The organism is Providencia alcalifaciens DSM 30120 (assembly GCF_000173415.1).
GTDB classification, from domain to species: Bacteria; Pseudomonadota; Gammaproteobacteria; order Enterobacterales; family Enterobacteriaceae; genus Providencia; species Providencia alcalifaciens.
On sequence record NZ_ABXW01000073.1, the window covers coordinates 24,945 to 50,237 of the forward strand.

Sequence of the window (25,293 nt, forward strand, 5' to 3'; positions counted from 1 at the left end):
GTTGTCGCACCCCAGCGAACTGGGGTGGGTGGTTATTTGGCTAACAGGTCGTTTTTACGAGCCTGTGCATCCCATTCAGGCACCACAGTCTTTAAAAACTCTTGTTTGTCGGCGTTAATTTTTTGCATATCCAAGCCAATGGCTTGTTGCGCTTTCTCTTTAGTGGAGATATCAGGGATCGCAATTTCATGAGTAATGCCTTTTGAACCCAGTAAGCGCGCGAGCTTAGTTCGAGCATCTGCGGCTTTGTCCATCGCCCCACCTAACATACGTAACCCTTCATCAGGGGCATGCATGTGAATACCATGAGATGCAATAGCTAAATCCCAGCGCCACTGCGCATGACGGATATCAGCTAGGATATCTTTCATTTCTGCATCTGTTGCACCTGCATCCCAAGCGGCTTTCGCTTCAAAGTGAGCGCGTACTAACTGATCTTCCACTTTGATTTTCATCTCCTGAATCGCTTTTTTACGCTCAGCAACGATACTTTGGAGTTGTTCCTTGCTTTGTGTATGGCAGCTACTACAGGTTTGATCAAAGTTATCGAATGGATTGCCAATTTTATGGCTGGTGTACAGTTCACCTTTTTCGTTTTGTAATTTCGGCATATGACAGTCAATACAAGTGACATTGTTCTTGCCGTGAATACCTGCGCTCCAAGTTTCATATTCAGGGTGTTGTGCTTTGAGCATTGGGGCTTTAGAAAGGGAGTTTGTCCAGTCAGAGAAGGCAATATTATCGTAGTACACCTCCATGTCTTCGACTTTGGTTCCGTTATCCCAAGGGAATTTCACCGCTTTGGTTTCACCTGAGAAGTAGTATTCTACGTGGCATTGACCGCATACCATGGATTGTTGGTCGAAGCGACTTGCTTTGTCGAATGGTTTTCCAATGGCTTCCATTGCGCGCTCAGCGTACGGACGGGAAAGTGTGAGTTCTGGTTTGCCTTTTGCAAACTCTGGTGAGTCTGTCTTATGGCAATCTGCACAACCGAGTACGTTAACAACTTCAGGGCCACCTTTCGCCCATTTCCCTTTAAAATAGCCATCTTCGCCATGTTCTTGAATGAGCCTTGCGACGTCAGGGCTTTTACAGCTCCAACATGCCATAGGAAGGGGACCATCTTCCGCATTTTTCGGGGCACCAGTACGAAGTGTTTCGCGCACGTCGATGATGGCATAAGCGTGACCACGCGGTTTATTATAGTCACGAGAGAAAGGATACCCAGCCCATAGAATGACTAAGCGGGGATCTTCAGCCAGCGCATCTTCCCGTTGTGACTGCTCAGAGGTGGCTCGCCATGAATGGTACTGATCTGGGTGAGCTGCCTCGAAAGTTTCGTTTCGAGCGTTAATGGTTGTTACGGAATCTTTAGTTTCAGTTTGTGCCTGTACAGAGGTAAACAGAAATATTCCTGCAAGCACACTAAGTAGGTACAGTGCATTATTTCTTATCTTTGCCATAAGGGCCTCGAGTGTTTTTAAGCCAGCCATCCCATTAGCTGTATTTATTTTTATAATTGATAGCAATCGCACTGTTGCTATCAGACAATCGCCAACTTATATAATTAGCAAAAAACCACACAAAAAATATTGTCTTTGATCAATAATTAAAATGAGTTTACTTTTTAATCGAAGAGAAATAATTAAAATGGCGGGAATTTAATAAATAAAAAAATATCTAATTTGGTTTTTTAAAAGAATTATGTAAATTTACCATTTTAAATGGGAATGATTGTCATTTGCCTGAGGTTGTTTTTTATCTGACTGAAATCTATAATAAATTAATCTAAATTCAATATAATTCGTAAATGGTCTGGTCAATTTTTGAATTAAAACGTGCGTAAAATCAAAAAAAGTAAATATAGTTTTTTGCAAAAGTGCTCATCATATACCACTTTAGTGGTATTAATTTTCATTAATTATAAAATCGACTATTAAAAATAAGGTTTAATTTCGCAAATCATATTTATGAAATGTTAATGAATAATTATAAAACAGCCCTGAATCCTTATTTCTTGATATTTGCATTTCACGGATGATGTAAAACCTCAAAGAATGACTACTTTTTCTATAATAATGCAGAAAATTAGATTACCTACTAGGTAGTATGTATTTTTGATAGTTAGCTAATTAATATTTACGATAATAATCATATAAAAAGTACGGTTTATCAGATTCTTTTAGCAGTTTTTGGTTGGGCAATGTAAAGGAAACAAACATGGTTGATATCACCCGTCGGGGAGTTTTAACGGGGGCTTGGCGTAATGCCGCACCCGTAATTCGACCACCATGGAGTGGTAGTGAGGCACGTTTTATTGAACTGTGTACTCGCTGTAACCAGTGTATCGAGAGTTGTGAAACCGCGATTTTGCAACCAGGTCCTGGTGGCTATCCCATGGTCGATTTTCAGCGTGGCGAATGCACGTTTTGTTATGCATGTGCAGAAGCCTGTCCTGAACCCATATTCCTTCCTCAAGATACCCAGCCTTGGAGCATCAAGATTTCCATTGGGCAGCTCTGTCTGGCGTACAAATCCATTGAATGTCGTCGCTGTGAAGACAGCTGTGAGCCTCAAGTGATTGCCTTTCGTCCATCACTGGCCGGTATTTATCAGCCAAAAATAGATATGCAGGGCTGTACAGGTTGTGGCGCTTGTGTCGCGGGATGTCCTGTATCAGCCATTACCATGGAGCATGAAGATGCACAATAACTGGCAAGTTTGCAGTTTGATTGTTCAAGTCAAAAGTGAACGCATTCCAGCTGTGACAGATGAATTACACCAAGAACCCAACTGCGAAGTGGCTATTTCCTCGCCTGAAAATGGCAAGTTAATTGTGGTTGTAGAAGGGGAAGACAGCAAAACGCTTTTAGATACTATCGATTTTATCCGTGATATCGATGGTGTATTGGATGTTTCACTGGTTTATCACCAGCAGGATGAGCAATGTGAGGAAAAAGTATGAAACTTAGTCGTCGTAGCTTTATGAAAGCCAATGCGATAGCGGCCGCTGCTGCGGCGGCAGGTGTTGGCGTACCAAGTATTGCGAAAGCAGTGGTTGGTCAGCAAGAAAGCATCAAATGGGACAAAGCACCTTGTCGCTTCTGCGGTACAGGCTGTGGGGTCTTAGTTGGAACACAAAACGGTCGTATTGTGGCGAGCCAAGGTGATCCTGAAGCGCCAGTTAACCGTGGTTTGAACTGTATTAAAGGTTACTTCTTACCAAAAATCATGTACGGAAAAGACCGTTTAACTCAACCGCTTCTGCGTATGAAAGACGGTGAGTACGATAAAAACGGTGAATTTACGCCAATTACATGGGAAAAAGCCTTCGATGTGATGGAAGAGAAGGTTAAAACGACCCTGAAAGAGAAAGGTCCTGAAGCTATCGGGATGTTTGGTTCAGGGCAATGGACTGTATGGGAAGGTTACGCCGCTTCCAAACTGTTCAAAGGTGGCTTCCGTTCAAATAACTTAGACCCGAATGCGCGTCACTGTATGGCATCTGCGGTTGTTGGCTTTATGCGTACTTTTGGTATGGATGAGCCAATGGGCTGTTACGATGATATCGAACATGCCGATGCTTTTGTGCTGTGGGGTTCGAACATGGCGGAAATGCACCCAATTTTATGGTCACGCATTACCAACCGTCGTTTATCCAACCCAGATGTACGCGTTGCGGTGTTATCTACATTTAAACACCGTAGTTTTGAGCTCGCAGATAACGGTATCGTCTTTACGCCACAATCTGACTTAGTGATCCTCAACTACATCGCGAACTACATTATTCAAAATAATGCGGTGAATCAGGACTTCCTTGATAAACACGTTAACTTACGCCGTGGCGTGACTGACATTGGTTATGGCTTACGTCCAACGCACCCATTAGAGAAACAAGCCAAAAACCCTGGTTCGGATGCGTCTGATCCAATGACGTTTGAAGAGTATAAAGCGTTTGTTGCGGAATATACTCTCGATAAAACGGCAGAAATGACCGGTGTACCAAAAGACCAGTTAGAAGCGTTAGCGAAACTGTACGCAGATCCAAACGTGAAAGTGGTTTCTTACTGGACGATGGGCTTCAACCAGCATACTCGTGGTGTTTGGGCGAATAACTTAGCGTATAACCTGCACCTGCTGACAGGTAAAATTTCTCAACCAGGCTGTGGACCGTTCTCCTTAACCGGTCAACCATCAGCTTGCGGTACTGCGCGTGAAGTGGGAACGTTCTCTCACCGTCTGCCTGCTGACATGGTGGTCACTAACGAAAAACACCGTGAAAAAGTCGAAAACGTTTGGAAATTACCAGCGGGAACTATTCCTGAAAAAGTGGGATTACATGCGGTTGCTCAAGACCGTGCCTTAAAAGATGGCAAACTCAATTTCTATTGGGTGATGTGTAACAACAATATGCAGGCGGGTCCAAATATTAATGAAGAGCGCATGCCTGGTTGGCGTGACCCTCGTAACTTTATTGTGGTCTCTGACCCATACCCAACAGTCAGCGCACTGTCTGCAGACTTAATTTTACCAACAGCAATGTGGGTAGAAAAAGAAGGCGCTTACGGTAACGCTGAACGCCGTACTCAATTCTGGCGTCAACAAGTTCCTGCACCGGGTGAGGCTAAATCTGACTTAATGCAGATGGTGTTGTTCTCTCGCCGTTTTAAAGCAGAAGATGTCTGGCCGGAAGAGTTATTGGCGAAGAAACCAGAATACCGCGGTAAAACCCTGTACGACATTCTGTTTGCTAACGAGTCAGTAGCTAAATTCCCAATTACGGAATTGGCAGCAGACCAACTGAATGATGAGTCTCGTGAATTAGGTTTCTACCTGCAAAAAGGGCTGTTTGAAGAATATGCGAGCTTTGGTCGTGGTCATGGTCATGACTTAGCTGACTTTGATGCATACCACAAAGCACGCGGTATTCGTTGGCCAGTTGTGGACGGTAAAGAAACTCAGTGGCGTTATAGCGAAGGTAATGACCCTTACGTTAAAGCCGGACAAGGTTTCCAATTCTACGGTAAACCAGATGGTAAAGCGGTGATCTTTGCGCTGCCATTTGAGCCAGCGGCAGAAGCGCCAGATGAAGAGTACGATTTATGGTTATCGACTGGGCGTGTTCTTGAGCATTGGCATACCGGAAGTATGACTCGCCGTGTCCCTGAGTTGCACCGTGCTTTCCCTGAGTCCGTGGTGTTTATGAATCCATTGGATGCAAAAGCGAAAGACTTGCGTCGTGGGGATAAAGTCAAAGTGCTTTCTCGCCGTGGTGAAGTGCTTTCAACGGTGGAAACCCGTGGTCGTAACCGTCCACCAAAAGGTTTGATTTATATGGCATTCTTCGATGCATCTCAGTTAGTGAATAACCTCACTTTGGATGCAACGGATCCGTTATCGAAAGAGACGGATTATAAGAAATGTGCCGTTAAACTGGAAAAGGTGTAATTGCGTATGTCCCAGAAACCGGGTTCCCAGAATAGTCGCCGCCGTTTTTTGCGTGATGTTGCTCGCGCAGCGGGTGGACTGGCAGCTGTTGGTGTGGTACTGGGGCTGCAGCAACAAATCTCCCGAGCGAGTGGAGTCCATCTTCGCCCGCCGGGAGCTTTAGATGAAAGTGCCTTTGCAAGTGCTTGTGTGCGCTGTGGTCAATGTGTGCAGGCTTGTCCTTATGACATGTTGAAACTCGCGACATTGGCGTCAGGCATGGCAGCTGGAACACCGTATTTTGTTGCTCGTGAAAATCCTTGTGAAATGTGTGAAGACATTCCTTGTGCCAAAGTGTGCCCAAGTGGTGCCTTGGATAAGGATATTGCATCTATTAATGATGCACGCATGGGGTTGGCAGTATTACTCGATCAAGAAAACTGCTTAAATTTTCAAGGGTTACGATGTGATGTGTGTTATCGAGTTTGCCCTGTCATTGACGAAGCTATCACACTGGAACTTGAGCAAAACCATCGAACGGGTAAACATGCACGTTTCTTACCTACTGTGAACAGTAATTACTGCACTGGATGTGGTAAGTGTGAGCAAGCGTGTGTGCTCGAAGAGTCGGCAATCAAGGTATTACCGCGATCGCTAGCAAAAGGGGAATTAGGTCACCATTACCGTTTTGGTTGGCTGGAGGGAAGCAATGGCAAATCGTAAGCACGATGCCGGACGTGAGGCTCTGGCGAAAAAAGGGTGGTGGGGAAGCCATAAATGGTTGGTGCTAAGACGCACAAGCCAACTGTTAGTATTAGCCATGTTTTTAAGTGGTCCATGGTTTGGCGTGTGGATCTTGCATGGTAATTACAGTAGCAGTTTATTGCTCGACACGATCCCGCTAACGGATCCGCTAATTACTCTTGAAAGCTTAGCAAGTGGTTACTTACCGGGAATTTCTGCATTAATCGGTGCTGGGATTGTTTTCGGGGTGTATGCCCTGTTAGGAAAACGTGTTTTCTGTAGTTGGGTATGTCCTGTTAATCCGGTGACGGATGCAGCGGCATGGTTACGCCGGAAATTCGAATTCAACCAATCCGCTACTATCCCTCGTTACATTCGCTATGTTTTGCTGGGTGTTATTTTACTGGGTTCAGCATTAACTGGAACGTTACTATGGGAATGGATTAACCCCGTTTCTTTGATGGGTCGCAGCCTGATTTTTGGTTTTGGCAGTGGCGCTTTAGTTTTAATTGCACTGTTTCTATTTGATTTATTGGTCGTGGAACACGGTTGGTGTGGTCATTTATGCCCGCTAGGCGCGCTGTATGGTGTGGCTGGCTGTAAAGGGGCTTTAGTGGTGACCGCCCACAAAAAAGAGCAGTGTAATCGCTGCATGGACTGTTTCCACGTTTGCCCTGAACCGCAAGTTTTGCGCGTTCCGGTTCTTGATAAACAAGCCCCAGCGCAGATCACAGCGAAAGACTGCACGACATGTGGTCGCTGTATTGATGTCTGTTCTGAGGACGTTTTTAAAATAACACTAAAATGGAGTTCGGGAGCTAAATCATGAAAAACCCTGTCCTGAAAAGAACGTTAAGCCGTTGGATAGCGGGTATGGCCGTTGTCGTGAGCAGTTTTGCATGGTCGGCGAATGGCGTCGATCTGGCTCAATCACCAGAAGTGTCAGGTACACCAGAAAGTGGCATTCATATTCCTAAAGAGCAGGAAAAGATGGCGCTGAACTACGTTAACCAGCCACCTATGATCCCTCATAGTGTTGAAGGGTATCAAATTACCACTAACACTAACCGTTGTTTACAATGCCACGGTGTTGAAAACTATCGCACTACAGGTGCACCACGTATTAGCCCAACTCACTTTATGGATGCATCTGGTAAAGTGTTAGGCGAAGTGGCTCCGAATCGTTATTTCTGCTTACAGTGTCATGTTCCTCAATCTGATACTGCGCCGATTATCGATAATACCTTTACCCCATCTAAAGGCTTTGGGAAATAAGGGGCAGACATGACAAATAAAAGTGATAAACCGGGATTCATCCGCCGGATTTGGCAATGGTGGTGGCGCCCAAGCCGCTTAGCATTGGGAACGTTGTTGATTATCGGTTTCGTCGGTGGGGTTATTTTCTGGGGCGGTTTTAACACCGGAATGGAAAAAGCCAACACAGAAGAGTTCTGTATTAGCTGCCATGAAATGCGTGAGAACGTCTATGAAGAGTATATGGATACCATCCACTATACGAACCGTAGTGGTGTGAGAGCAACATGTCCTGATTGCCACGTACCGCACGAGTTTGTGCCTAAAATGGTAAGAAAAATCAAAGCCAGTAAAGAGTTATACGGTAAGATTTTTGGCGTGATTGATACGCCTCAAAAATTTGAGGCTCACCGTTTAGAGATGGCACAGAACGAATGGCGACGGATGAAGGATAATAATTCCCAAGAATGTCGTAATTGCCATAACTTCGATTATATGGACTTCACCGCTCAAAAAAGCGTGGCAGCAAAAATGCATGACCAAGCTTTAAAAGACGGAAAAACATGTATTGATTGCCATAAGGGTATTGCGCATAAACTACCGGATATGCGGGAAGTCGAACCAGGCTTCTAGAAAATAGGCTAGTTGGTCATTTGGCTAACTAGCCTAAGTTGTATTTGTGATAAATCAATAAAATTACGTGGTTTTTGTGTATTGTAGCTAATATTAGAGCACAGCATTTTTGCGAGACAAATCGGGGCTATTAAACTATGTGGAAAAAGCTTCACCAATTAGCGATTCCAATGAACCTATATCGATTATGTGGGCGGCTTGCTCCATGGTTTATTGTGTTAAGTGTGATCTTTCTGGCTGTCGGCTGGGTTTGGGGCTTTGGTTTTGCACCAACCGACAAAACACAGAGTGATAGCTACCGGATCATGTATATTCACGTCCCTGCTGCAATGTGGTCAATGGGCATTTATGCCACAATGGCGATTACTGCCTTTGTGGGGCTTGTGTGGCAGATGAAAATTTCGGAGTTAGCGATTGCCGCCATGGCACCTGTTGGTGCTGTATTTACCTTTATCGCATTAGTCACGGGAGCCACATGGGGAAAACCGATGTGGGGGGCTTGGTGGGTATGGGATGCACGCTTGACGTCTGAATTGATCTTATTATTTCTCTATGTCGGGGTGATTGCCTTATGGCATGCCTTTGATGATCGCCGTACCGCGGGGAAAGCGGCGGCAATTTTAGTGTTAATTGGCGTGATTAATTTACCGATTATTCACTACTCCGTGGAATGGTGGCAAACGTTGCATCAACCTTCTACGCGTATGCAAGAAAGCATTAATCCTGCGATGCGTACACCATTGCGTTTAGCTATTTTAGGATATTTATTCCTGTTTATTTCATTAACGCTAATTCGTTTGCGTAGCCAACTGTTAATATTAGAACGAAATCGACCTTGGGTACTGGAATTAGTCATGAAGCGAGGAAACCACCATGAATAGTGCTTTTACCTCTTGGGGAGATTTCATCGCCATGGGTGGTTATGGATTTTATGTCTGGTTAGCCGTTGCGCTAACCCTTTTGCCGTTAGTGGCGCTGTGTATCCATACCTACATTCAACGAAAAATGATTTTTAACGCAATTGTTCAGCAACAAGCGCGTGAAGCAAGACAAAAAGCTGCCAGAGCGCGCAGGGAGGGGATGTGAATATTCGTCGCCGTAACCGATTGTGGTTAGTATCATCGATTATTTTAGGTGTTGGGCTTACATTTTCATTGGTGTTATACGCTTTAAGTTCCAGTATTGACCTGTTTTATACTCCAGGCGAAGTGATTTATGGTAAACGGGAAACCCATAAGGTACCTGAAGTTGGGCAGCGTTTGCGGGTTGGTGGCATGGTGATGCCAGGCTCTGTTGTGCGTGACCCTGATTCCCTGAAAGTGACTTTTACTGTGTATGATGCAGAAGCTGAAATTGATGTGAGCTATGACGGTATCTTGCCTGACTTATTTAAGGAAGGACAAGGCGTCGTTGTTCAAGGCGAGTTAGAGCCGAATAACCATGTGATGGCGAAAGAAGTGTTAGCGAAACACGATGAAAACTATACGCCGCCAGAGGTTGAGCAAGCTATGCAAGAAAACCATAAACGTCCTGCTGCAATGTATAAGGACAATGCATCATGATCCCAGAGATTGGTAATATCCTGCTGTGTTTATCATTAGGGATCGCCGTATTACTTTCTTTTTATCCATTATGGGGGGTGTCACGTAATGATACCCGCTTAATGGCAGCATCTAGACCATTAGCATGGTTGCTATTTCTTTGTCTCGCAGGGGCATTTTTAGTTCTGGTTAATGCCTTTGTGGTGAATGACTTCTCTGTCACTTATGTGGCTAATAACTCCAACACGCAATTGCCAATTTGGTATCGAGTCGCTGCCACATGGGGTGCCCATGAAGGGTCTCTACTGCTATGGGTGTTATTAATGAGCGGCTGGACATTCGCGGTGGCACTGTGCAGTTACCGTATGCCTCTCGATATTGTGGCGCGAGTGCTGGCCATTATGGGGATGGTCAGTGTCGGTTTCTTGCTATTCATTATTTTTACCTCAAACCCATTTTCGCGGACGTTACCCGCATTCCCAATAGAAGGGCGTGACTTAAATCCTCTGTTGCAAGATCCTGGGTTAATTTTCCATCCTCCGCTACTGTATATGGGATATGTCGGCTTCTCAGTGGCCTTTGCCTTTGCGATAGCAGCGTTACTCAGCGGGCGTTTAGATAGCTCTTTTACGCGTTTTGCACGCCCTTGGACATTAGCAGCATGGTTCTTCTTAACGCTGGGTATTATGTTGGGCTCCGCATGGGCCTATTACGAATTAGGCTGGGGGGGCTGGTGGTTCTGGGATCCGGTAGAGAACGCCTCATTCATGCCATGGTTAGTCGGTACGGCTTTGATTCACTCATTGTCAGTGACAGAGCAGAGAGCCACTTTTAAAGCGTGGTCATTGTTACTGTCAATCTTTGCTTTCTCCCTCTGTTTACTCGGTACGTTCTTAGTCCGCTCAGGCGTCTTGGTCTCGGTGCATGCCTTCGCTTCCGATCCTGCTCGTGGGTTGTTTATTCTTGCCTTTATGGTGCTAGTGATTGGCGGTTCGCTATTAGTATTCGCGATACGGGGTCATAAAGTGCGTTCTAAGGTCAATAACGCATTATGGTCTCGGGAGTCCCTGTTACTGGGAAATAACGTGATTCTAACAGCAGCAATGCTGGTGGTGTTGTTAGGGACGTTACTGCCGTTGGTCCATAAGCAAATTGGCTTGGGGACGATTTCGATTGGTGAGCCGTTCTTCAACACTATGTTTATCGCGTTAATGGTGCCATTTGCCTTGTTATTAGGTATTGGACCACTAGTACGTTGGGGTCGTGACCGCCCAGCGGCTATCCGTAAATTGTTGATAATTGCATTAGTGCTTACGCTAATTCTCTCTTTCCTGCTGCCTTGGTTAATGCAAGACAGAGTGGAAGCGCTGACAGTATTGGGCTTGATGATGGCATGCTGGATTGTGATTTTGGCTTTTGCCGAAATGAAAGTGCGCATCAGTAAAAAAATCAAATTGACTTCCAGTTATTGGGGAATGGTTCTGGCACACCTTGGTTTGGCAGTGACCATCGTGGGTATCGCCTTTAGTCAAAATTACAGTATTGAACGTGATGTGAAAATGAAGCCGGACGATAGCATTGCTATTCGTGCATATACCTTCGTATTCAACGGGGTACATGAAGCGGATGGTCCAAACTACCAAGGCGTGATTGGTACCATCACCGTAAAAGAAAATGACAAAGTGCTGACGACATTACACCCAGAGAAACGTTTTTACAGCACTAGCCGTGCAGTGATGACGGAAGCGGCTATCGATGGTGGCTTTACTCGTGACCTGTATGCAGCGCTGGGGGAAGAGATTTCTCCGAATGTGTGGACATTACGCTTGTACTATAAACCATTTGTTCGTTGGATTTGGTCTGGTGGCGTGCTAATGGCAGTGGGCGCATTGTGTTGCCTGTTTGATCCGCGTTATCGTCGTCGCAAGTTACAAGGGGAATCTGTATGAATCGCAAAGTATTTTTAATTCCTTTTGTTATTTTTGCGGCGATTGCTGCCGTGCTGTTGTGGCAATTGGTGCGTAATGCAGAAGGGGATGACCCTCGTTTGCTAGAATCGGCTTTAATTGGCAAACCCGTGCCAGTGTTCCGTTTGGAGTCTTTGGAGAATCCGGGACAAGAATATGACACAAAAGCCCTTATTCAAGGACAGCCAATTTTATTGAACGTTTGGGCAACATGGTGCCCAACGTGCCGTGCTGAGCATCAGTATTTGAACCAACTAGCATCACAGGGTATTCGTGTTGTGGGATTAAATTACAAAGATGATCGCCAAAAGGCCATTGTTTGGCTGCGTGAATTGGGTAACCCTTACGCGCTAAGTTTATTCGATGGGCAAGGTATGCTTGGACTTGATTTGGGGGTGTACGGTGCGCCAGAGACCTTTTTAATTGATGGGCAAGGTATTATTCGTTATCGCCATGCTGGCGCGGTTGATGAGCGCGTTTGGCAAAATGAATTGAAGCCATTGTGGGACCGTTATAGCAAGGAGGCAACTCAATGAAATACGTGATTGCCTTGATGATGTGGGCATTGAGTGCTGGCGTCAGTTTCGCGTCTACGGAAGTGTTCACTTTCGAGAATGAGCAGCAAGAGCAACAATTTCGTAAATTGACGGAAGAGTTGCGTTGTCCAAAATGCCAGAACAACAGTATTGCAGACTCGAATTCAATGATAGCACTCGACTTGCGTCAGAAAGTGTATGAGCTGATGCAAGAGGGGAAAAGTCGTGATGAAATCATCGATTATATGGTGGCTCGTTATGGCTATTTTGTGACATATAACCCACCCTTAACACCGCTGACTGTGATGTTATGGGGATTACCTTTCGTTGCTATCGGGGTGGGGGGATGGCTGATTTATGCGCGCTCTAAAAAACGCGTGAGAGCCAGTCAAGTTGCTCAGTCTGATGACGATGATGCATTATTACCGGAAGCTAGCCGTGCGAGCGCTTGGGTATACCTTCCGGGTATCGTGATTGCGCTGGGTGTGGCAGGAGCCGCATATTACCAAGTCGGCAACTACAGTAAGGTTAAAGATTGGAATATCGCTTACCAGCAAGCACCAGCGCTGTTAGATAGAGCGTTAAATGCCAATGAGCTTCCCCTGAATAATGAAGAAATGGAGCGTTTGGCTCTTGGGCTGCGTACGCGTTTACAGGAAGACCCGCAAAATATTGAAGGGTGGGTGATGTTAGGGCGTATCGGGATGGTGCTAGGTAATGCCACCATGGCAACCGATGCTTATGGTCGTGCTTATCGTTTATCACCAGACGATGATGCCGTAGCGCTCGGTTATGCTGAGGTATTAACCCGTTCTTCTGATCAAAGTGATAACCAAGAAGGCAATGAATTGCTCAAAAAGCTGATTGCTAAAAACCGGACTAACGTCAAAGCGTTGAGCTTGTTTGCTTTCAATGCATTTGAGCAAGCACGTTACCCTGAAGCGATTTCCGCTTGGCAAATGATGTTAAAGCTACTGCCTGAAAATGATCAGCGCCGAGGCATTATTGAGAAAAGTATCGAGCAATCTTTAATGATGTTGCATGAGAAGAAAGATGCGCCAGAAGGAAAGTAATGAAGCACTTGGGCATCGATGATTAACGATGTTCAATGTTTGGTCAGATCGAGAAATGCCAATCAGTGATGCGGGTTGGCATTTTTCTTTAGGGTGTACTGTGGATTATGCCGCTTAATACGGATATTGCTGCGATCTGTGGGCAGCATGCTTCATGACAGGGGGGCATTGTATGTGGACGGTGGTGTGTTGGTAAGTAAATAACGAGTTGGATGACACATAGATAAAAACTAACGGATGCTTAGAGGGCAGTTCTTAACTCGGTGAAGTTATTTTTTTCATATGAATTGAGAGCTCTGTTTCACCTTAACAATAATGGCAAAAAATAATAACAATAGACCTCCAATTAAGATACAATCTGCGCCCATCTATTGGTTGTGAAACACCGGAAAACCGTTGCATTTACGTCACGTTATTCGACAATTTGCCGCTTATCTTGCTTTACTCGCTATTGCGATGTTATTTGTTGCACCATTGATATCAAAATCAATGTCACAGATGAACAGTTGCACGGTGAGGCAGGGGGAAATGGCCGAGCATTCGATGCATCAGCATCATGAAATGCCATTGTCTGAAGGTTGTGAAGACAGCGGTGCAATGAATCACATGCTGATGACGGGTGTCGGGCAATCACCTATGGAAGATATTGCTTGTGGTTATTGCCAGTTATTAGTTCACTTCCCATTTTTAGTTCTATTTGTTGCTGCGATAATTCGCCAATTAGCGACACTCGCCATCTTTGTTCCTTTCGAGCGTTGTATCCAATTACGACTTTTTCGTCCGTGGTCATTACATTTAGCTCGTGCTCCACCTACTGCTTATTAATTTTTCATTTCTTTATTTAACGTAATTTAAAACTGCTTTTGCTTTCAATGCATAAAGTCACGTTGCCGATCCTGAAATTTGAGCTTCATTTTCAGGAGGTTAAGCTATTGCCAAAAAATAGCTAATGATGACGTGTACATTGAATTAAAAGCGGTCAGAAACAGATAAAAATAGGCAAAAAATGAACTCAATGAATTATAAATTTTCACCTGTCGCAGTATTGGTGGTCACGGCTATCACTTCCACATCGACTTTTGCAAAAGAAGAAGAGAAACAATCGTCTATCAGTAATAGTTCTGTGATGATTGTGACTGCGCCTGTGGATTCACCCTTAATGATTTCAACCTCGCCAAAAACACCAAGACAGCCCGTACCTGCGAGTGATGGTTCTGACTATTTGAAAACTATCCCCGGCTTTTCTCAAATTCGTAATGGTGGCACGAATGGTGACCCTGTTTTCCGGGGTATGTTTGGCTCTCGCCTTAAAATTATGACAAATGACAGTGAAATGTTGGGTGCGTGTCCTTCTCGTATGGATGCTCCTACATCCTATATTTCTCCAGAAAACTTCGATTTGCTAACCATGGTGAAAGGACCACAAACAGTTTTATGGGGACCTGGAAACTCTGCAGGTACGGTGCGCTTTGAACGTGAAAAACCTATTTTTACAGCGGCGGGGATTCAAGGTAATGCCAGTGCGTTAACCGCATCAAACCACCGTTGGGATGGCAACGCAGATATTAGCTTAGGAAATGAAAAGGGTTATGTGCGTCTGATTGGCAATAAATCTCGTTCTGATGATTATAAGGATGGCAATGGGGATAAAGTGCCATCGAAATGGGATAAATGGAACACTGATGTCGCCGTGGGTTGGACTCCTGATGAGTATACGCTACTCGAACTTTCTGCAGGGAAAGGCGATGGTGAAGCCCGCTATGCTGGGCGTGGAATGGATGGCTCCCAATTTAAACGCGAAAGCTTAGGGCTGCGTTTTGAAAAGAGCAACATTGGTGATGTGCTCGATAAAGTCGAAGGGAATGTCTATTACAACTACGCAGACCATATTATGGATAACTATTCATTACGTAGCCCAACAAGTGGTATAGGTTCAGGTGGTGGACACATGGGAGGCGGGCATGGCGGTCATGGAATGATGATGAACATGCCAATGAAAATGCGTGTTGATCGTGAAACCATGGGCGGCCGCGTAATGGGGACGTGGTTGTGGAGCGACTATGAACTGCGTGCTGGCGCTGACATGCAAACCAATAAGCACCGAAAAAATAACAATAATAGCTGGAAAAAAGACGCTGAATTCCAAGACTATGGTCTCTTTAGTGAGGTGACTTGGGTCGCGAGTGAGCAAGGTAAAGTGATCGGGGGTGGGCGTTTAGACCGAGTGCTGGTTGATAATTATACTGGAGTGGGCTCTTCAGGTCGTAATACCGTCATGCCAGCAGGTTTTGTTCGTTATGAGCATGCCTTACCGAAGACCCCGGTGATGTTGTATGCCGGCGTGGGATATACGGAAAGATTCCCTGATTATTGGGAGCTCTTCTCACCTAAAATGGGACCCAATGGTGACAAAAATGTTTTTGATAACGTCAAAACAGAAAAAACAACTCAGCTAGATATCGGCGCTAAATACAGTGATGAGAAAGCTAATGCATGGGTCTCTGCTTATATAGGTCGTGTGGATGACTTTATTTTATTCCGTTATAGTCCAACAAACGCCAGAATGAGCCAAGTCGAGAACGTTAATGCCATGATCATGGGCGGTGAGATGGGCGTGGCTTACCAATTGAGTGATGAATGGAAAGCGGACGCTAGCCTTGCATACTCATGGGGGAGAAATAGAACGGATGGGCGTGCGTTGCCTCAAATGCCACCTTTGGAAAGCCGGTTAGGTTTAACATGGGAAAAGGGGGATTGGACGACGACTGGGTTAGTTCGTATGGTTAGCCGTCAGGATCGAGTTGCAATCAATGAAGGTAACGTCGTCGGTAAAGACTTTAGTGAAAGTGCTGGGTTCACCGTCTTTTCGATGAATGCAGCATATCGTATCAATGAAAATATGAAATTAAGCACAGGTGTCGATAATCTCTTTGATAAAACTTACAGCGAGCATTTGAACTTGGCGGGAAATAGTGGGTTTGGGTACTCATCCAATAGCCCTGTTAATGAGCCAGGTAGAACGTTCTGGGGGAAATTAAACGTGACGTTCTAATCGACTTAGTGATGCATCATTAAATTAACAACCCGTGTAAAAACGGGTTGTTAGTCAAATAGATTATGATTTTCTATACGATAACAGGAATATAGTAATTAAGTTCTTGGATGTAATCATGAGGGTGGCTAACAAAGTCCTCATAAGTCGGCGCTGATTTTAACGCATAGTGTTCAATATCAGCCCCTAAACCTCGGGCGATGTCCATTTCTGCCAGCACTTTTCCATAAACAGTATAGATAATGTCATTGTAGTCAGTACCTTGAAGGCTACCTTTAAATTTAATCTGCAAGTAATTCCCTGCGGGAACCATGAGTTTTTTAGTCAATGGCGGTATGACTTCAAGAGCATTTTCTTCAAATGCCGTGGAATAGAGAAAGCGACCTTCTTCATCAGAAGTTGTGTCAACTCCATGGATAGCATACAAATTTTGGGCTACAAGCTTATTTTTATCTAAAAAGTTTTTCCAATACTGACGTCGTAATTCCTCAGTTTTTAAATTCCATTCATTAATACCTTGAGTATAACGATGAGTCATACCAACTAAATGAATGTCTTTTAACTCAACCAATTGCACATGGGCTTCAAGTTCTTTACTTTCACGTAATGGCAGCCGAAAACCTTCGATATGCCAGCCTGTTCGTTTTCGGTACTCTGAGGGAGTCACGCCAAACTGCTTTTTAAATGCGCGGCAAAAGGTTTGTTGTGAGTCAAAGCGATAGCGAAGTGAAATATCCATGATGCTATCGTTAGTTAAACGTAGAGCTACTGCGGAGCAAGATAAACGACGGGCACGAATGTAGGCACCTAATGCGAGACCTGTTTGGGTTTTAAATAATCGTTGAAAGTGCCATTTAGTGTACCCAGATTTATCAGCAACAGTATCGAGAGAGAGTCGCGACTCTAAATTTTGTTCGATCCAGAGAATGATTTCCCTGATAACACTTTCTTGTAGCATGGTTACCTTTCCAGTCACTTTTGCAACAGGCGTTATTTTAAGCGCCAAATCTGAGCATTAAATTTAGATAAAAATCATCGTAATTGTATGTAGGATAGCATGTTTACTGACAACTTTTTTATAAGCAATGTGAAGTTAGGTAAGTTTTAATTACAGAAGAGCCCATTAAATGCAGGGAAAGTTGGCTTATTAAACTGACAGCAGACTTAAGACTATGCTGAATTTTTGATTGCACATAACGCATTTTTTGTTAAATCAGCTGTTATGCAAAGAAAAGAATATTCACATACAGAGAACAAAAGTGGTTAAATCATAAATAAAATTAAACTAAATATTCAAAAGGTTACTCGATTCAGGATGTAAGTAAGAAATTCAATTATTATTCATCAATATGCATTTTTTTAAGAATTCTTTGATTAATGTTGAAAGGTTAAGTAAATGATAAAAGTTTATTCTGATAGTGATAGAGGGTTTAGTCGGTTATTATTATTCTATTACTTATGGTTTAAGTAAATATGTCATTACTTGATGATTTAAATATAAGAGTACATTTAAGTGTATAAACGTAATCTGTCATTATTGGAAAAAAGTGAAGATAATCCTTGATCATTGTTTTTGTGATTTTGTAATATAAGCAATGTAATTGACTATCATTAAATGAGTAATTAAAGATGAAGCTCATTATTTGATGAGTTAAATAAGTAAATATACACAGGTATTAATCTGAATTTGATGTGATTAATATCACGATTTTATTTTTAAATTACAAGGATTATTGGTTTTATTTGTATTTTAAATCAACCAATTACAGGTTTAAATGAAATTTATCTATTTATGAGTGTCATTAAGTGACGTGATGTATGTCATATTTTATTAATTCAGGTCAATTAATTAAAATTGACGTAATGATAATTTACTTGCCCTCATAATTGATATTCAATCTATAGTAAAAGGAGCGTTTATGAATGAAAGTGAAATTGCAAAAAAACTAGGGATCAAAATCCGCATGCAAAGAGAAAGCCATAAAATGAGCCTTCAGCAAGCGGCCGATCTAATAGGTATTTCTGAGGATGAAATGAATCGTTTCGAAAGTGGTGAAAGCTGCATTGATGTTGATTCTCTTTTTCAGTTCGCGTATTTATTTAACCTAGAACCTGCATCATTTTTATACGGTGTCGTGAATGTAAATAGTGGAGTCCGTAGTACAATTCACTAACTATCTCAGTGAGTTAGAGTTTTTTAAATCGTTTATATAAAAGTAAAATAAAACTTAGGAATGAATGAGTTTTTTATTTCAATACAATTTTTAAAAGAGACACCATGACTCTAATCATCTAACCGGAAGAGGTTATCTATCTATTTTACTAATATAGATGGTTTCTTCCGGCTTAATGAATGGCTTTTAATTATCATAACGTGAGTGTCGCATTATAACATTCAAGGTTAAATAAAACGCTTGTCTCACTGTGAATGAGTAATACTTAAGTCTCATTTGTAATGGTTACCAAATTTTACTTTATTTAAATAATAATAATCTTAAATTGTTCTATTACGAGTAAGTCACTATATTTATCCTTACGCGAATATACCCATTTTATTGGGGTTAATAATTTAATTGGTTTTAATGCTTACCAAATAAATTGATACATTTTGTCATGATTTATTCGCTATCCACTTTTTGACCGCTAATATGCTGCTGTAAATTGCTGGCGTATAAACTGTGGATGCTCCACTTCATCTAATATAGCAACGGCTAAATCTTGCACTGATATTTTTGCCGGTGTATTGCCATTCATTAATAATTGTTTACCACCGAGACGAAAGGTTTCTGTTCTTGCACCTGCTTCAAGCATTGCAGCAGGCGAGACAAAGGTCCAATCCAACGTATCAATAGATTCCAATGTGGTTTTAAACTCTTTCACGGCTTGAGCGCCAGGTCGGATGTTAGCAGGAAAATCAGGTGAATCTAATAGTAAGACACCAGGAGCAATTTCTAGGCTTCCCGCGCCACCTACCACGACAAACCGTTTTACGCCTGCCTTTTTAACAGCCTCTAAAATGGCATTATTGCCTGCAACAGTATCACTGTACAGATTAGGATTACTCCAACCACCATTAAATGCGCTGATCACTGCATCTTGACCTTTAAGTCGAGATGTTAGCCATGGCACATCTAAGATATCGCCAGATTCAGCAATTAAATGAGCATGTTGTGGAAGCTGATTACTGTGGCGAGAAATCGCAGTGACTTGATGTTGGCGCATTAATGCTTCCGAGACCAATGCTTTACCAACAAAACCCGTAGCGCCAAGAATAGATATTTTCATTTTTCGCTCCAGCTGCCTTTTTCATTGAACAGGCTTGATGAATGTTAATGAAAGTATAGAGCATGAAAATTTATTTGGTTGTTTTTCTCTAAGTTATCGAGCGGCAAAAATCGATGACATGCTGGATTCGTTGCTTCAATGGTGAAGTTAACCCTGCGGGGGAAAGCCCCAACGAAATTTGTCTCAATGGTTCAGCAATAGCCATGGACAGGATAAGGTCACTGATAATCGTAAAATCATGGTGTGCGATGATTTTTTCTTGAGCGTGGTGAGCTAACCATTGAGTCAGTAATTGACGACTACGTTCAATCCCATTTTGTTGGTATTTTTCGAGTAACACGTCTTTATGTAAGAATTCAGTTTGCAACAAGCGATATAGCCCAACGGCTTTTTGGGAAAGTACGGTTTTGCCAATGAGTTCTAAGTTATTTTGCAACAAGTGAAATAATTCATCCCGAGTGGTAGCGGTTTGTTCAAAGAGAGGGACAAAGCTATCCGTCCAGCTAAGAACCACTCTTTCTATGAGCGCTTCGCGATTTTCAATAAATCGATAGATGGTTTTTTTGGCGACGCCTGCTCGCTTAGCCACGTTATCAATACTGGTTAGTTGGTATCCATCTTCGAGTAGCGAATCTAGCGCCGCATTCATGATTTTTTCTTTAAGAATGACCTCAGGAACACTTGGGCGACCACGCGTTTGTTTGCTCTCGGTGTTATTTGGCATAAATGGCTGACCTTATCTATCTAGCTTGACATTATTTCATTTTAGCTTAAAACTAATTAGGAAACAAAATAAGTTTCCTAATAAATTAATATAGGTAGATCATCATGAAGACAAATCAAACATGGGCAGTAAGTGATGTTAATCAGCTATTGTTACCTAATCCTTTACGCATGGAAATGGGCATTGAACGAGATGAAAATGGCTTACTAACCGTGGCAGTACGTACAGATTTGTATGGTTGCAAAGGAAGAATGTTGGCATGGTGGTTTACCTTTTTTGAGACGACACAACATATTCGATGGTGGCACCCTCATGACCATGTTGCCCATTATGGGTGGGATGAAAAATGGAAAAAAGGGGAGAGCTTTATTGGTGCTTCCATTCACGCCATTGAATCTCTCGGCGCTATTCCACCGGTAGCAGCAAAACTGAAATTTAGAGAACCGACCGACTTTTTTGATGCTTCAGCTTTTGAAAAAGCAATCAAGGATGGACATATTTCTGGCGCAGTGTGTTCTTCTATTGGCTTTGGTGAGCAAGTTGAAATGGACTCGCAGGGTTATCCTATTGATGGAAAAATGATGCACTTAGTCCGCGACACTGAATTTGGTTGTGTATTACGCAGTCGTTTCTTATTGGGGGCATCTCTTAGCGATCCTCGAACACAGTTATCCGACGACATAGGGCTAGAGCTGATGCGCCATTGCTATAACGAATTTACCTACTTGTCTCGCTTTTTACCGTCTTTGTATTACGGTGAGCACGCAAATGGGGAGAATGTACCATTACCATGGTGAGGTAGGGCGAGGTATAAATAAATCCTAGAGAGTGAGCGTTATAACTCCGAGTAGCGCTAGCTTTCTGGGCTTTTTTCTCTAAATAATTTCAAAATAATACTGGTGATAATAGCGATAGCACCACCAAGAGCGGTTTCTAGAACGCGATCAAATAATAAGGTGTAGGCGGGATGACGCCAATAAACCACTTGCTCAAGTACAGAAAGAATTAAGCTGGTGACAACAAAAGTCATAAAGGTATAGCCGTGATGGAAACTCATTGGGAGTAAAAATGCGAAGACTAAAATAGCAACGAGTCCGATATACGGCATCAACGGCGTATTAAATAAGAGAAATAGGAACAACACGGAAATTAAGCTGCCAGCCACACGTTGGAATGTGATACGCACGATACTTTCAGACTTAGGGTGTAATACAAAAACAAAGGTTAGCAATGTCCAATAGAAATGTCCTAAGTCAATCATACGAGGGAGAGCTAAAGATAATAGCAAGCCGATTGCATAGGTCATTGATCGCGGAATAATATTTTTGCGTAGTGTGAATAGATTTTTTTCTACAACCAATGGCGTAATAATGGAGTGACGAGTCATTTTATGGCTGAGTACATAGTAAGTAATCAGGGTTACGCCACTGCCAATTAAAAAGCCCAGGGTTAGGCTTTTCGATATTTCAGGCAGAATAGTGCCAATTGTGGACATAATAATCATGAATTTCATCGTTAAATCCATGATGGGGTCTGTGCCATAAAGCTGATAATAAATGAATGAGAAAATAGCCAGATAAATGTAAAAGCCCGTTCCCAAGCGCAAGGTATCACCAATATAGATAGCAACTAAAATCATGCATAACCAAAATGCAGTATAAAGATAATTTTTATACTCTTTGGCTGCATTAAATAAGTTGAATGAATAGAGCGTCGAAAAGGCGGCCCACATTGCGGCTTGAACATCGATCAGAGCGAGTGCAGTAAGGGCACTTAAAACTAAGCAGCTACTGAACAGAATACCGTCATGGATAGCAGGGATTTTCTTCATATTATGATGCTCAAAATTCGTTGTCTAACTCTTTAATTATTAAGAGTATTCGATGATAACATACCGTTATGTGAAGACAAATGTTAGCCGTCAATAACGTATCTTTTTTCCTGCTTTATGGTGCAATTATTCCTGTTGAATGTGAGTGATTGTATTCATCGAACAGAAAAAATGCATAATAGCGGGGTGCTAGAGCAATTGTCGTCATGATAAGGAAGAATAAATGCAAATAATTAATCCCCATGATTTTGTTTGGGTCGGTAGTAATAGCGATGTCCCTCTTGATACTTTACCTGAATGGGTTAAAACACAATGGAATAGTAAGCTACCCCTTATTGTGTACCGAGAAAAAGCAGATAATAACCAACTCACGGTTGCTATCCGAGGTATTAAACCTCATCAACGGGTTACTACTCAAATCTCAAAATCTGCGATTACTCACATTATGAATGTGGAATCTCTCGTTTCAAATTCAATTGAACTACAGCGTTCGATGTTTATTGCTTTGCCGCCTATTCAAGTTTTACTCCTTATTTCACAGCATAATTGGCCTTGGAAATGGGGAGTGACGGGTAGCTGTGCTTACACGTTGGCGACGGACATTCAAAGCATGCTGGCGGATTGTGACCTTGATGTGGTGATCCGCTGCCCAACACGGCAGCAAAAAGAAGACTTTGCGCAGTTTGCCATCAAAGCGAATACACCTTATTGTCCTATTGATATTCATGTAGAAACGCCTAAAGGCGGATTCTCTTTAGCCGAATGGTTTAAAAATGATCAGGTGACACTCCATACGCCGACAGGGGATGTGATGACCGCAGATCCATGGGATGACAATTTATAGTCAAGTTGTGGAGAAAATAGCACATTATAGGTTTGTTTTTGTTCTATTTGTTCGAAAATTAATTTTGATGCTCGTGCAGGTGTTTTTTTAGTAATCAAAAAGACACAAGTAAAACTAGTGGTTTAATAGGGTTAGTGATAACCCTATTAAAAACGTTAGTGCTGGATGTGAGGCTCTAATTCTGCAGATTGTTTCCATGCTTGCATCGCGGGTAATGCAAGAATACGTTCGACCCATTGCTGAGTCTGTGAATTCACAGGAAGTTGGTAACTCTGGATCCGAAAAGCGATCGGGGCGAAAAATGCATCCACTGCGGTAAAATTCTTTCCTGCTAGCCACGGTCCACCAAATGTATCAAATCCTTCTTTCCATAATTGCTGAAGGCGATTGAGATTTCCTTGTAAGTCATGGGAAATTTCAGGAAGTGGTTCATTTCGAATGACGTCCATAGGACATTGTTGGCGTAACGCTGTAAACCCTGAATGCATCTCTGCACTAGCACAGCGAGCCCATGCTCTTGCTGATTTTTCTGTTGGCCAAACTTGGGGGAAATCTTCAGCAACATATTCACAAATAGCAAGAGAATCCCAAACAGTTTTGTCGCCATCGATGAGGCAAGGAACTAATCCAGAAGGGGAGAAACGACGAAATTTTTCGTGGCTACTTTTGCCGTTTTCGAAGAAACAGAGATTTTCTTCAAAAGGGATCTGCAATGCTTTTAATAAGATCCACGGTCTTAAGGACCATGAAGAGTAATTTTTGTTAGCAATCCAGAGTGTATACATACGTCAGCCTCTTAAAGTGATGGATAAGTAACCGATAAATAGATTATCAATTTAATCATGATTGGGAAGGATTAATGTGATTTATTCATAAAAAGAAAAAATCGCCTACTTATTTTAGAAAGGCTGGACTATATTTATAACAAATTCATCTATCATATTAAGATGCGCTATAAAGAATCAACAGATTAAAAAATTAGAAAATTTATTATGAGCATGTATTTACATAAATAGAAGATTCTTTATTAAAGCTTTACGCTTGTAATAAGAAAAATAGAATTCATCTATTATTTCATAATGATGGTGATACTATTTGAATATCTTCGACAAAATATTTGTTTAACTTTGGGATAGGAATAAAGCCTGATTAACCTTATGATTATTCCTACTTGGTAAAACAAGTAATTACCTTTAAAACTATATGGTTTTTAAATTATGCAATGGAAGAATAACACCACGCGTTATGGGCATCTGTCGCTGCTCATTCATTGGTTGGTCGCAATTGTCGTATATGGAATGTTTGCATTAGGCTTATGGATGGTGTCTCTAGGTTACTATGATACCTGGTACCATCAAGCCCCTGAAATACATAAAAGCATAGGAATGTTGCTATTCTTTATTATGCTTTTTCGTGTGGTTTGGCGATTCATTTCTCCGCCACCTAAACCGTTAGCAAGTTATAGTAAATTAACTAAATTTGCTTCAATTACGGTTCAGCTTTTAATTTATATTATTTTATTCTCGATTTTGATCAGCGGTTATTTAATTTCAACCGCAGATGGACAAGCAATAAGTGTATTTGGCTGGTTTGATGTGCCTGCATTATTTACAGGTGCAGCAGAACAGGCTGATACCGCGGGTGAAATTCACCTTTATTTAGCTTGGGCTGTTGTTTTGCTATCAATTCTGCATGCATTTGCAGCTTTAAAACACCATTTCTTAGATGGTGATATTACTTTAAAAAGAATATTGGGTTTTAATCCCGATAAATAACGTGGAGAGAGTTATGTTGAAGAAATCTATTTTAGGTCTTGCTGCGGGTACTTTACTATTATCAGCAGGATCTGCATTGGCAGAAAATTACCAATTTGATAAACAAGGGCAGCACGGGTTTATTGAGTTCCGTATCCAACACTTAGGTTACAGCTGGTTATACGGTAGCTTTAAAGATTTCGATGGTAACTTTACCTATGACGCCAAAGATCCAGCGAAAGATAAAGTAGAAGTGACCATCAAAACTGGCAGCATCGATACCAACCACGCAGAGCGCGATAAGCACTTACGTAGCCCTGATTTCTTAAACGCAGCTAAATTCCCAGAAGCGAAGTTTGTTTCGACTGCAGTGAAAAAAGAGGGTGATAAATACCTCGTGACAGGGGATTTCACATTAAATGGTGTGACAAAACCCATCACATTGGATGCAAAATTAACGGGTGAAGGTAAAGATCCTTGGGGTGGTTACCGTGCAGGTTTTGAAGCGAAAGGAAACATTAAACTGAAAGAGTTTAATATCAAATCTGACTTAGGTCCAAAATCTCAAGAAGTTGAATTAATGCTGTCTGTTGAAGGTGTTCAAGTTAAGTAATTCATTTTTTTG

At 42.3% G+C, this 25,293-nt stretch carries 26 protein-coding genes; 20 read left to right on the forward strand and 6 right to left on the reverse strand.

The features are described from left to right. Positions 1-32: 32 nt before the first annotated feature. On the reverse strand, positions 33-1,466 hold the full coding sequence (gene nrfA / locus PROVALCAL_RS17585) for an ammonia-forming nitrite reductase cytochrome c552 subunit (protein WP_006661113.1): 1,434 nt from the start codon (positions 1,464-1,466) through the stop codon (positions 33-35). Between the two features lie 757 nt (positions 1,467-2,223). Between nrfA and napF the strand changes: the two genes are divergently transcribed. From napF to PROVALCAL_RS17660, 15 genes are all read left to right on the forward strand, one after another. After that, a complete protein-coding gene (gene napF, locus PROVALCAL_RS17590; protein WP_006660694.1) occupies positions 2,224-2,715 on the forward strand; it encodes a ferredoxin-type protein NapF in 492 nt (163 codons plus the stop codon). Continuing rightward, on the forward strand, positions 2,705-2,968 hold the full coding sequence (napD, locus tag PROVALCAL_RS17595; protein ID WP_036952105.1) for a chaperone NapD: 264 nt from the start codon (positions 2,705-2,707) through the stop codon (positions 2,966-2,968). Before napF ends, napD begins: the two co-directional genes overlap by 11 nt. Further along, on the forward strand, positions 2,965-5,451 hold the full coding sequence (gene napA / locus PROVALCAL_RS17600) for a nitrate reductase catalytic subunit NapA (RefSeq protein ID WP_006660696.1): 2,487 nt from the start codon (positions 2,965-2,967) through the stop codon (positions 5,449-5,451). Before napD ends, napA begins: the two co-directional genes overlap by 4 nt. A 6-nt stretch (positions 5,452-5,457) precedes the next feature. Then, entirely contained in the window at positions 5,458-6,153 is a 696-nt protein-coding gene (gene napG, locus PROVALCAL_RS17605; RefSeq protein WP_006660697.1) for a ferredoxin-type protein NapG, read from the forward strand. Beyond that, the gene (napH, locus tag PROVALCAL_RS17610; protein ID WP_006660698.1) at positions 6,140-7,003 is read left to right on the forward strand and encodes a quinol dehydrogenase ferredoxin subunit NapH; all 864 of its coding nucleotides are present in this window, start codon (positions 6,140-6,142) and stop codon (positions 7,001-7,003) included. Before napG ends, napH begins: the two co-directional genes overlap by 14 nt. Then, complete coding sequence (napB, locus tag PROVALCAL_RS17615) at positions 7,000-7,449, forward strand: nitrate reductase cytochrome c-type subunit (protein WP_006660699.1); 450 nt, start codon at positions 7,000-7,002, stop codon at positions 7,447-7,449. Before napH ends, napB begins: the two co-directional genes overlap by 4 nt. A gap of 9 nt (positions 7,450-7,458) precedes the next feature. Then, the gene (napC, locus tag PROVALCAL_RS17620) at positions 7,459-8,061 is read left to right on the forward strand and encodes a cytochrome c-type protein NapC (protein ID WP_006660700.1); all 603 of its coding nucleotides are present in this window, start codon (positions 7,459-7,461) and stop codon (positions 8,059-8,061) included. 137 nt (positions 8,062-8,198) lie between these two features. Then, complete coding sequence (locus tag PROVALCAL_RS17625; RefSeq protein WP_006660701.1) at positions 8,199-8,942, forward strand: heme ABC transporter permease; 744 nt, start codon at positions 8,199-8,201, stop codon at positions 8,940-8,942. Beyond that, positions 8,935-9,147, forward strand: coding sequence for a heme exporter protein CcmD (ccmD, locus tag PROVALCAL_RS17630; RefSeq protein ID WP_006660703.1), 213 nt, complete (start codon positions 8,935-8,937; stop codon positions 9,145-9,147). The genes PROVALCAL_RS17625 and ccmD overlap by 8 nt, the downstream gene beginning before the upstream one ends. Further along, complete coding sequence (ccmE, locus tag PROVALCAL_RS17635) at positions 9,144-9,623, forward strand: cytochrome c maturation protein CcmE (RefSeq protein ID WP_006661119.1); 480 nt, start codon at positions 9,144-9,146, stop codon at positions 9,621-9,623. Before ccmD ends, ccmE begins: the two co-directional genes overlap by 4 nt. Continuing rightward, positions 9,620-11,551, forward strand: a complete 1,932-nt coding sequence (locus PROVALCAL_RS17640) for a heme lyase CcmF/NrfE family subunit (protein WP_006660705.1) — start codon at positions 9,620-9,622, stop codon at positions 11,549-11,551. Before ccmE ends, PROVALCAL_RS17640 begins: the two co-directional genes overlap by 4 nt. Beyond that, positions 11,548-12,105, forward strand: coding sequence for a thiol:disulfide interchange protein DsbE (gene dsbE / locus PROVALCAL_RS17645; RefSeq protein ID WP_006660706.1), 558 nt, complete (start codon positions 11,548-11,550; stop codon positions 12,103-12,105). Before PROVALCAL_RS17640 ends, dsbE begins: the two co-directional genes overlap by 4 nt. Then, positions 12,102-13,178 carry a cytochrome c-type biogenesis protein CcmH gene (locus tag PROVALCAL_RS17650; protein ID WP_006660707.1) on the forward strand — a complete coding sequence of 359 codons (1,077 nt, stop codon included), beginning with the start codon at positions 12,102-12,104 and terminating at the stop codon, positions 13,176-13,178. The genes dsbE and PROVALCAL_RS17650 overlap by 4 nt, the downstream gene beginning before the upstream one ends. A gap of 396 nt (positions 13,179-13,574) precedes the next feature. Next, positions 13,575-14,003 (forward strand): DUF2946 domain-containing protein, encoded by a 429-nt coding sequence (locus PROVALCAL_RS17655; RefSeq protein ID WP_036978501.1) that lies wholly within the window; start codon positions 13,575-13,577, stop codon positions 14,001-14,003. A gap of 181 nt (positions 14,004-14,184) precedes the next feature. Next, on the forward strand, positions 14,185-16,230 hold the full coding sequence (locus PROVALCAL_RS17660; protein WP_039862367.1) for a TonB-dependent copper receptor: 2,046 nt from the start codon (positions 14,185-14,187) through the stop codon (positions 16,228-16,230). Positions 16,231-16,303: 73 nt separating this feature from the next. Here PROVALCAL_RS17660 and PROVALCAL_RS17665 read toward each other — a convergent pair whose 3' ends face one another. Beyond that, positions 16,304-17,188, reverse strand: coding sequence for a helix-turn-helix domain-containing protein (locus tag PROVALCAL_RS17665; protein ID WP_039862368.1), 885 nt, complete (start codon positions 17,186-17,188; stop codon positions 16,304-16,306). 961 nt (positions 17,189-18,149) lie between these two features. Here PROVALCAL_RS17665 and PROVALCAL_RS17670 point away from each other — a divergent pair. Further along, the gene (locus PROVALCAL_RS17670; RefSeq protein WP_006660711.1) at positions 18,150-18,404 is read left to right on the forward strand and encodes a helix-turn-helix domain-containing protein; all 255 of its coding nucleotides are present in this window, start codon (positions 18,150-18,152) and stop codon (positions 18,402-18,404) included. 469 nt (positions 18,405-18,873) lie between these two features. On the opposite strand, the gene PROVALCAL_RS17675 is transcribed toward PROVALCAL_RS17670, so the two are convergent. Both PROVALCAL_RS17675 and PROVALCAL_RS17680 read right to left on the reverse strand, forming a co-directional pair. After that, a complete protein-coding gene (locus PROVALCAL_RS17675; protein ID WP_006660712.1) occupies positions 18,874-19,515 on the reverse strand; it encodes an NAD(P)-dependent oxidoreductase in 642 nt (213 codons plus the stop codon). 88 nt (positions 19,516-19,603) lie between these two features. Further along, positions 19,604-20,239, reverse strand: coding sequence for a TetR/AcrR family transcriptional regulator (locus tag PROVALCAL_RS17680; RefSeq protein WP_006660713.1), 636 nt, complete (start codon positions 20,237-20,239; stop codon positions 19,604-19,606). A gap of 104 nt (positions 20,240-20,343) precedes the next feature. Here PROVALCAL_RS17680 and PROVALCAL_RS17685 point away from each other — a divergent pair, with 104 nt between their 5' ends. Then, positions 20,344-21,036: a DAPG hydrolase family protein gene (locus PROVALCAL_RS17685; protein WP_006660714.1), complete on the forward strand. Its 693-nt coding sequence runs from the start codon at positions 20,344-20,346 to the stop codon at positions 21,034-21,036. 56 nt (positions 21,037-21,092) lie between these two features. Here PROVALCAL_RS17685 and PROVALCAL_RS17690 read toward each other — a convergent pair whose 3' ends face one another. Next, positions 21,093-22,070, reverse strand: a complete 978-nt coding sequence (locus PROVALCAL_RS17690; RefSeq protein ID WP_006660715.1) for an FUSC family protein — start codon at positions 22,068-22,070, stop codon at positions 21,093-21,095. 223 nt (positions 22,071-22,293) lie between these two features. On the opposite strand from PROVALCAL_RS17690, the gene PROVALCAL_RS17695 reads away from it, so the two are divergent. After that, on the forward strand, positions 22,294-22,914 hold the full coding sequence (locus PROVALCAL_RS17695; protein ID WP_006660716.1) for a malonate decarboxylase holo-ACP synthase: 621 nt from the start codon (positions 22,294-22,296) through the stop codon (positions 22,912-22,914). Positions 22,915-23,069: 155 nt separating this feature from the next. Here PROVALCAL_RS17695 and PROVALCAL_RS17700 read toward each other — a convergent pair whose 3' ends face one another. Beyond that, positions 23,070-23,699, reverse strand: a complete 630-nt coding sequence (locus PROVALCAL_RS17700) for a glutathione S-transferase family protein (protein ID WP_006660717.1) — start codon at positions 23,697-23,699, stop codon at positions 23,070-23,072. A gap of 432 nt (positions 23,700-24,131) precedes the next feature. On the opposite strand from PROVALCAL_RS17700, the gene PROVALCAL_RS17705 reads away from it, so the two are divergent. Both PROVALCAL_RS17705 and PROVALCAL_RS17710 read left to right on the forward strand, forming a co-directional pair. Continuing rightward, positions 24,132-24,689, forward strand: a complete 558-nt coding sequence (locus tag PROVALCAL_RS17705) for a cytochrome b (protein ID WP_006660718.1) — start codon at positions 24,132-24,134, stop codon at positions 24,687-24,689. A 13-nt stretch (positions 24,690-24,702) separates the two neighbouring features. Beyond that, entirely contained in the window at positions 24,703-25,281 is a 579-nt protein-coding gene (locus PROVALCAL_RS17710) for a YceI family protein (protein ID WP_006660719.1), read from the forward strand. The last annotated feature ends 12 nt before the right edge of the window (positions 25,282-25,293 follow it).

Excerpts from the sequence above, each read along its gene's own strand:
- nrfA (WP_006661113.1), bottom strand. The coding sequence starts at position 1,466 with ATGGCAAAGATAAGAAATAATGCACTGTACCTACTTAGTGTGCTTGCA.
- napF (WP_006660694.1), top strand. The coding sequence starts at position 2,224 with ATGGTTGATATCACCCGTCGGGGAGTTTTAACGGGGGCTTGGCGTAAT.
- napD (WP_036952105.1), top strand. The coding sequence starts at position 2,705 with ATGCACAATAACTGGCAAGTTTGCAGTTTGATTGTTCAAGTCAAAAGT.
- napA (WP_006660696.1), top strand. The coding sequence starts at position 2,965 with ATGAAACTTAGTCGTCGTAGCTTTATGAAAGCCAATGCGATAGCGGCC.
- napG (WP_006660697.1), top strand. The coding sequence starts at position 5,458 with ATGTCCCAGAAACCGGGTTCCCAGAATAGTCGCCGCCGTTTTTTGCGT.
- napH (WP_006660698.1), top strand. The coding sequence starts at position 6,140 with ATGGCAAATCGTAAGCACGATGCCGGACGTGAGGCTCTGGCGAAAAAA.
- napB (WP_006660699.1), top strand. The coding sequence starts at position 7,000 with ATGAAAAACCCTGTCCTGAAAAGAACGTTAAGCCGTTGGATAGCGGGT.
- napC (WP_006660700.1), top strand. The coding sequence starts at position 7,459 with ATGACAAATAAAAGTGATAAACCGGGATTCATCCGCCGGATTTGGCAA.
- PROVALCAL_RS17625 (WP_006660701.1), top strand. The coding sequence starts at position 8,199 with ATGTGGAAAAAGCTTCACCAATTAGCGATTCCAATGAACCTATATCGA.
- ccmD (WP_006660703.1), top strand. The coding sequence starts at position 8,935 with ATGAATAGTGCTTTTACCTCTTGGGGAGATTTCATCGCCATGGGTGGT.
- PROVALCAL_RS17640 (WP_006660705.1), top strand. The coding sequence starts at position 9,620 with ATGATCCCAGAGATTGGTAATATCCTGCTGTGTTTATCATTAGGGATC.
- dsbE (WP_006660706.1), top strand. The coding sequence starts at position 11,548 with ATGAATCGCAAAGTATTTTTAATTCCTTTTGTTATTTTTGCGGCGATT.
- PROVALCAL_RS17650 (WP_006660707.1), top strand. The coding sequence starts at position 12,102 with ATGAAATACGTGATTGCCTTGATGATGTGGGCATTGAGTGCTGGCGTC.
- PROVALCAL_RS17660 (WP_039862367.1), top strand. The coding sequence starts at position 14,185 with ATGAACTCAATGAATTATAAATTTTCACCTGTCGCAGTATTGGTGGTC.
- PROVALCAL_RS17665 (WP_039862368.1), bottom strand. The coding sequence starts at position 17,188 with ATGCTACAAGAAAGTGTTATCAGGGAAATCATTCTCTGGATCGAACAA.
- PROVALCAL_RS17670 (WP_006660711.1), top strand. The coding sequence starts at position 18,150 with ATGAATGAAAGTGAAATTGCAAAAAAACTAGGGATCAAAATCCGCATG.
- PROVALCAL_RS17675 (WP_006660712.1), bottom strand. The coding sequence starts at position 19,515 with ATGAAAATATCTATTCTTGGCGCTACGGGTTTTGTTGGTAAAGCATTG.
- PROVALCAL_RS17680 (WP_006660713.1), bottom strand. The coding sequence starts at position 20,239 with ATGCCAAATAACACCGAGAGCAAACAAACGCGTGGTCGCCCAAGTGTT.
- PROVALCAL_RS17685 (WP_006660714.1), top strand. The coding sequence starts at position 20,344 with ATGAAGACAAATCAAACATGGGCAGTAAGTGATGTTAATCAGCTATTG.
- PROVALCAL_RS17690 (WP_006660715.1), bottom strand. The coding sequence starts at position 22,070 with ATGAAGAAAATCCCTGCTATCCATGACGGTATTCTGTTCAGTAGCTGC.
- PROVALCAL_RS17695 (WP_006660716.1), top strand. The coding sequence starts at position 22,294 with ATGCAAATAATTAATCCCCATGATTTTGTTTGGGTCGGTAGTAATAGC.
- PROVALCAL_RS17700 (WP_006660717.1), bottom strand. The coding sequence starts at position 23,699 with ATGTATACACTCTGGATTGCTAACAAAAATTACTCTTCATGGTCCTTA.
- PROVALCAL_RS17705 (WP_006660718.1), top strand. The coding sequence starts at position 24,132 with ATGCAATGGAAGAATAACACCACGCGTTATGGGCATCTGTCGCTGCTC.
- PROVALCAL_RS17710 (WP_006660719.1), top strand. The coding sequence starts at position 24,703 with ATGTTGAAGAAATCTATTTTAGGTCTTGCTGCGGGTACTTTACTATTA.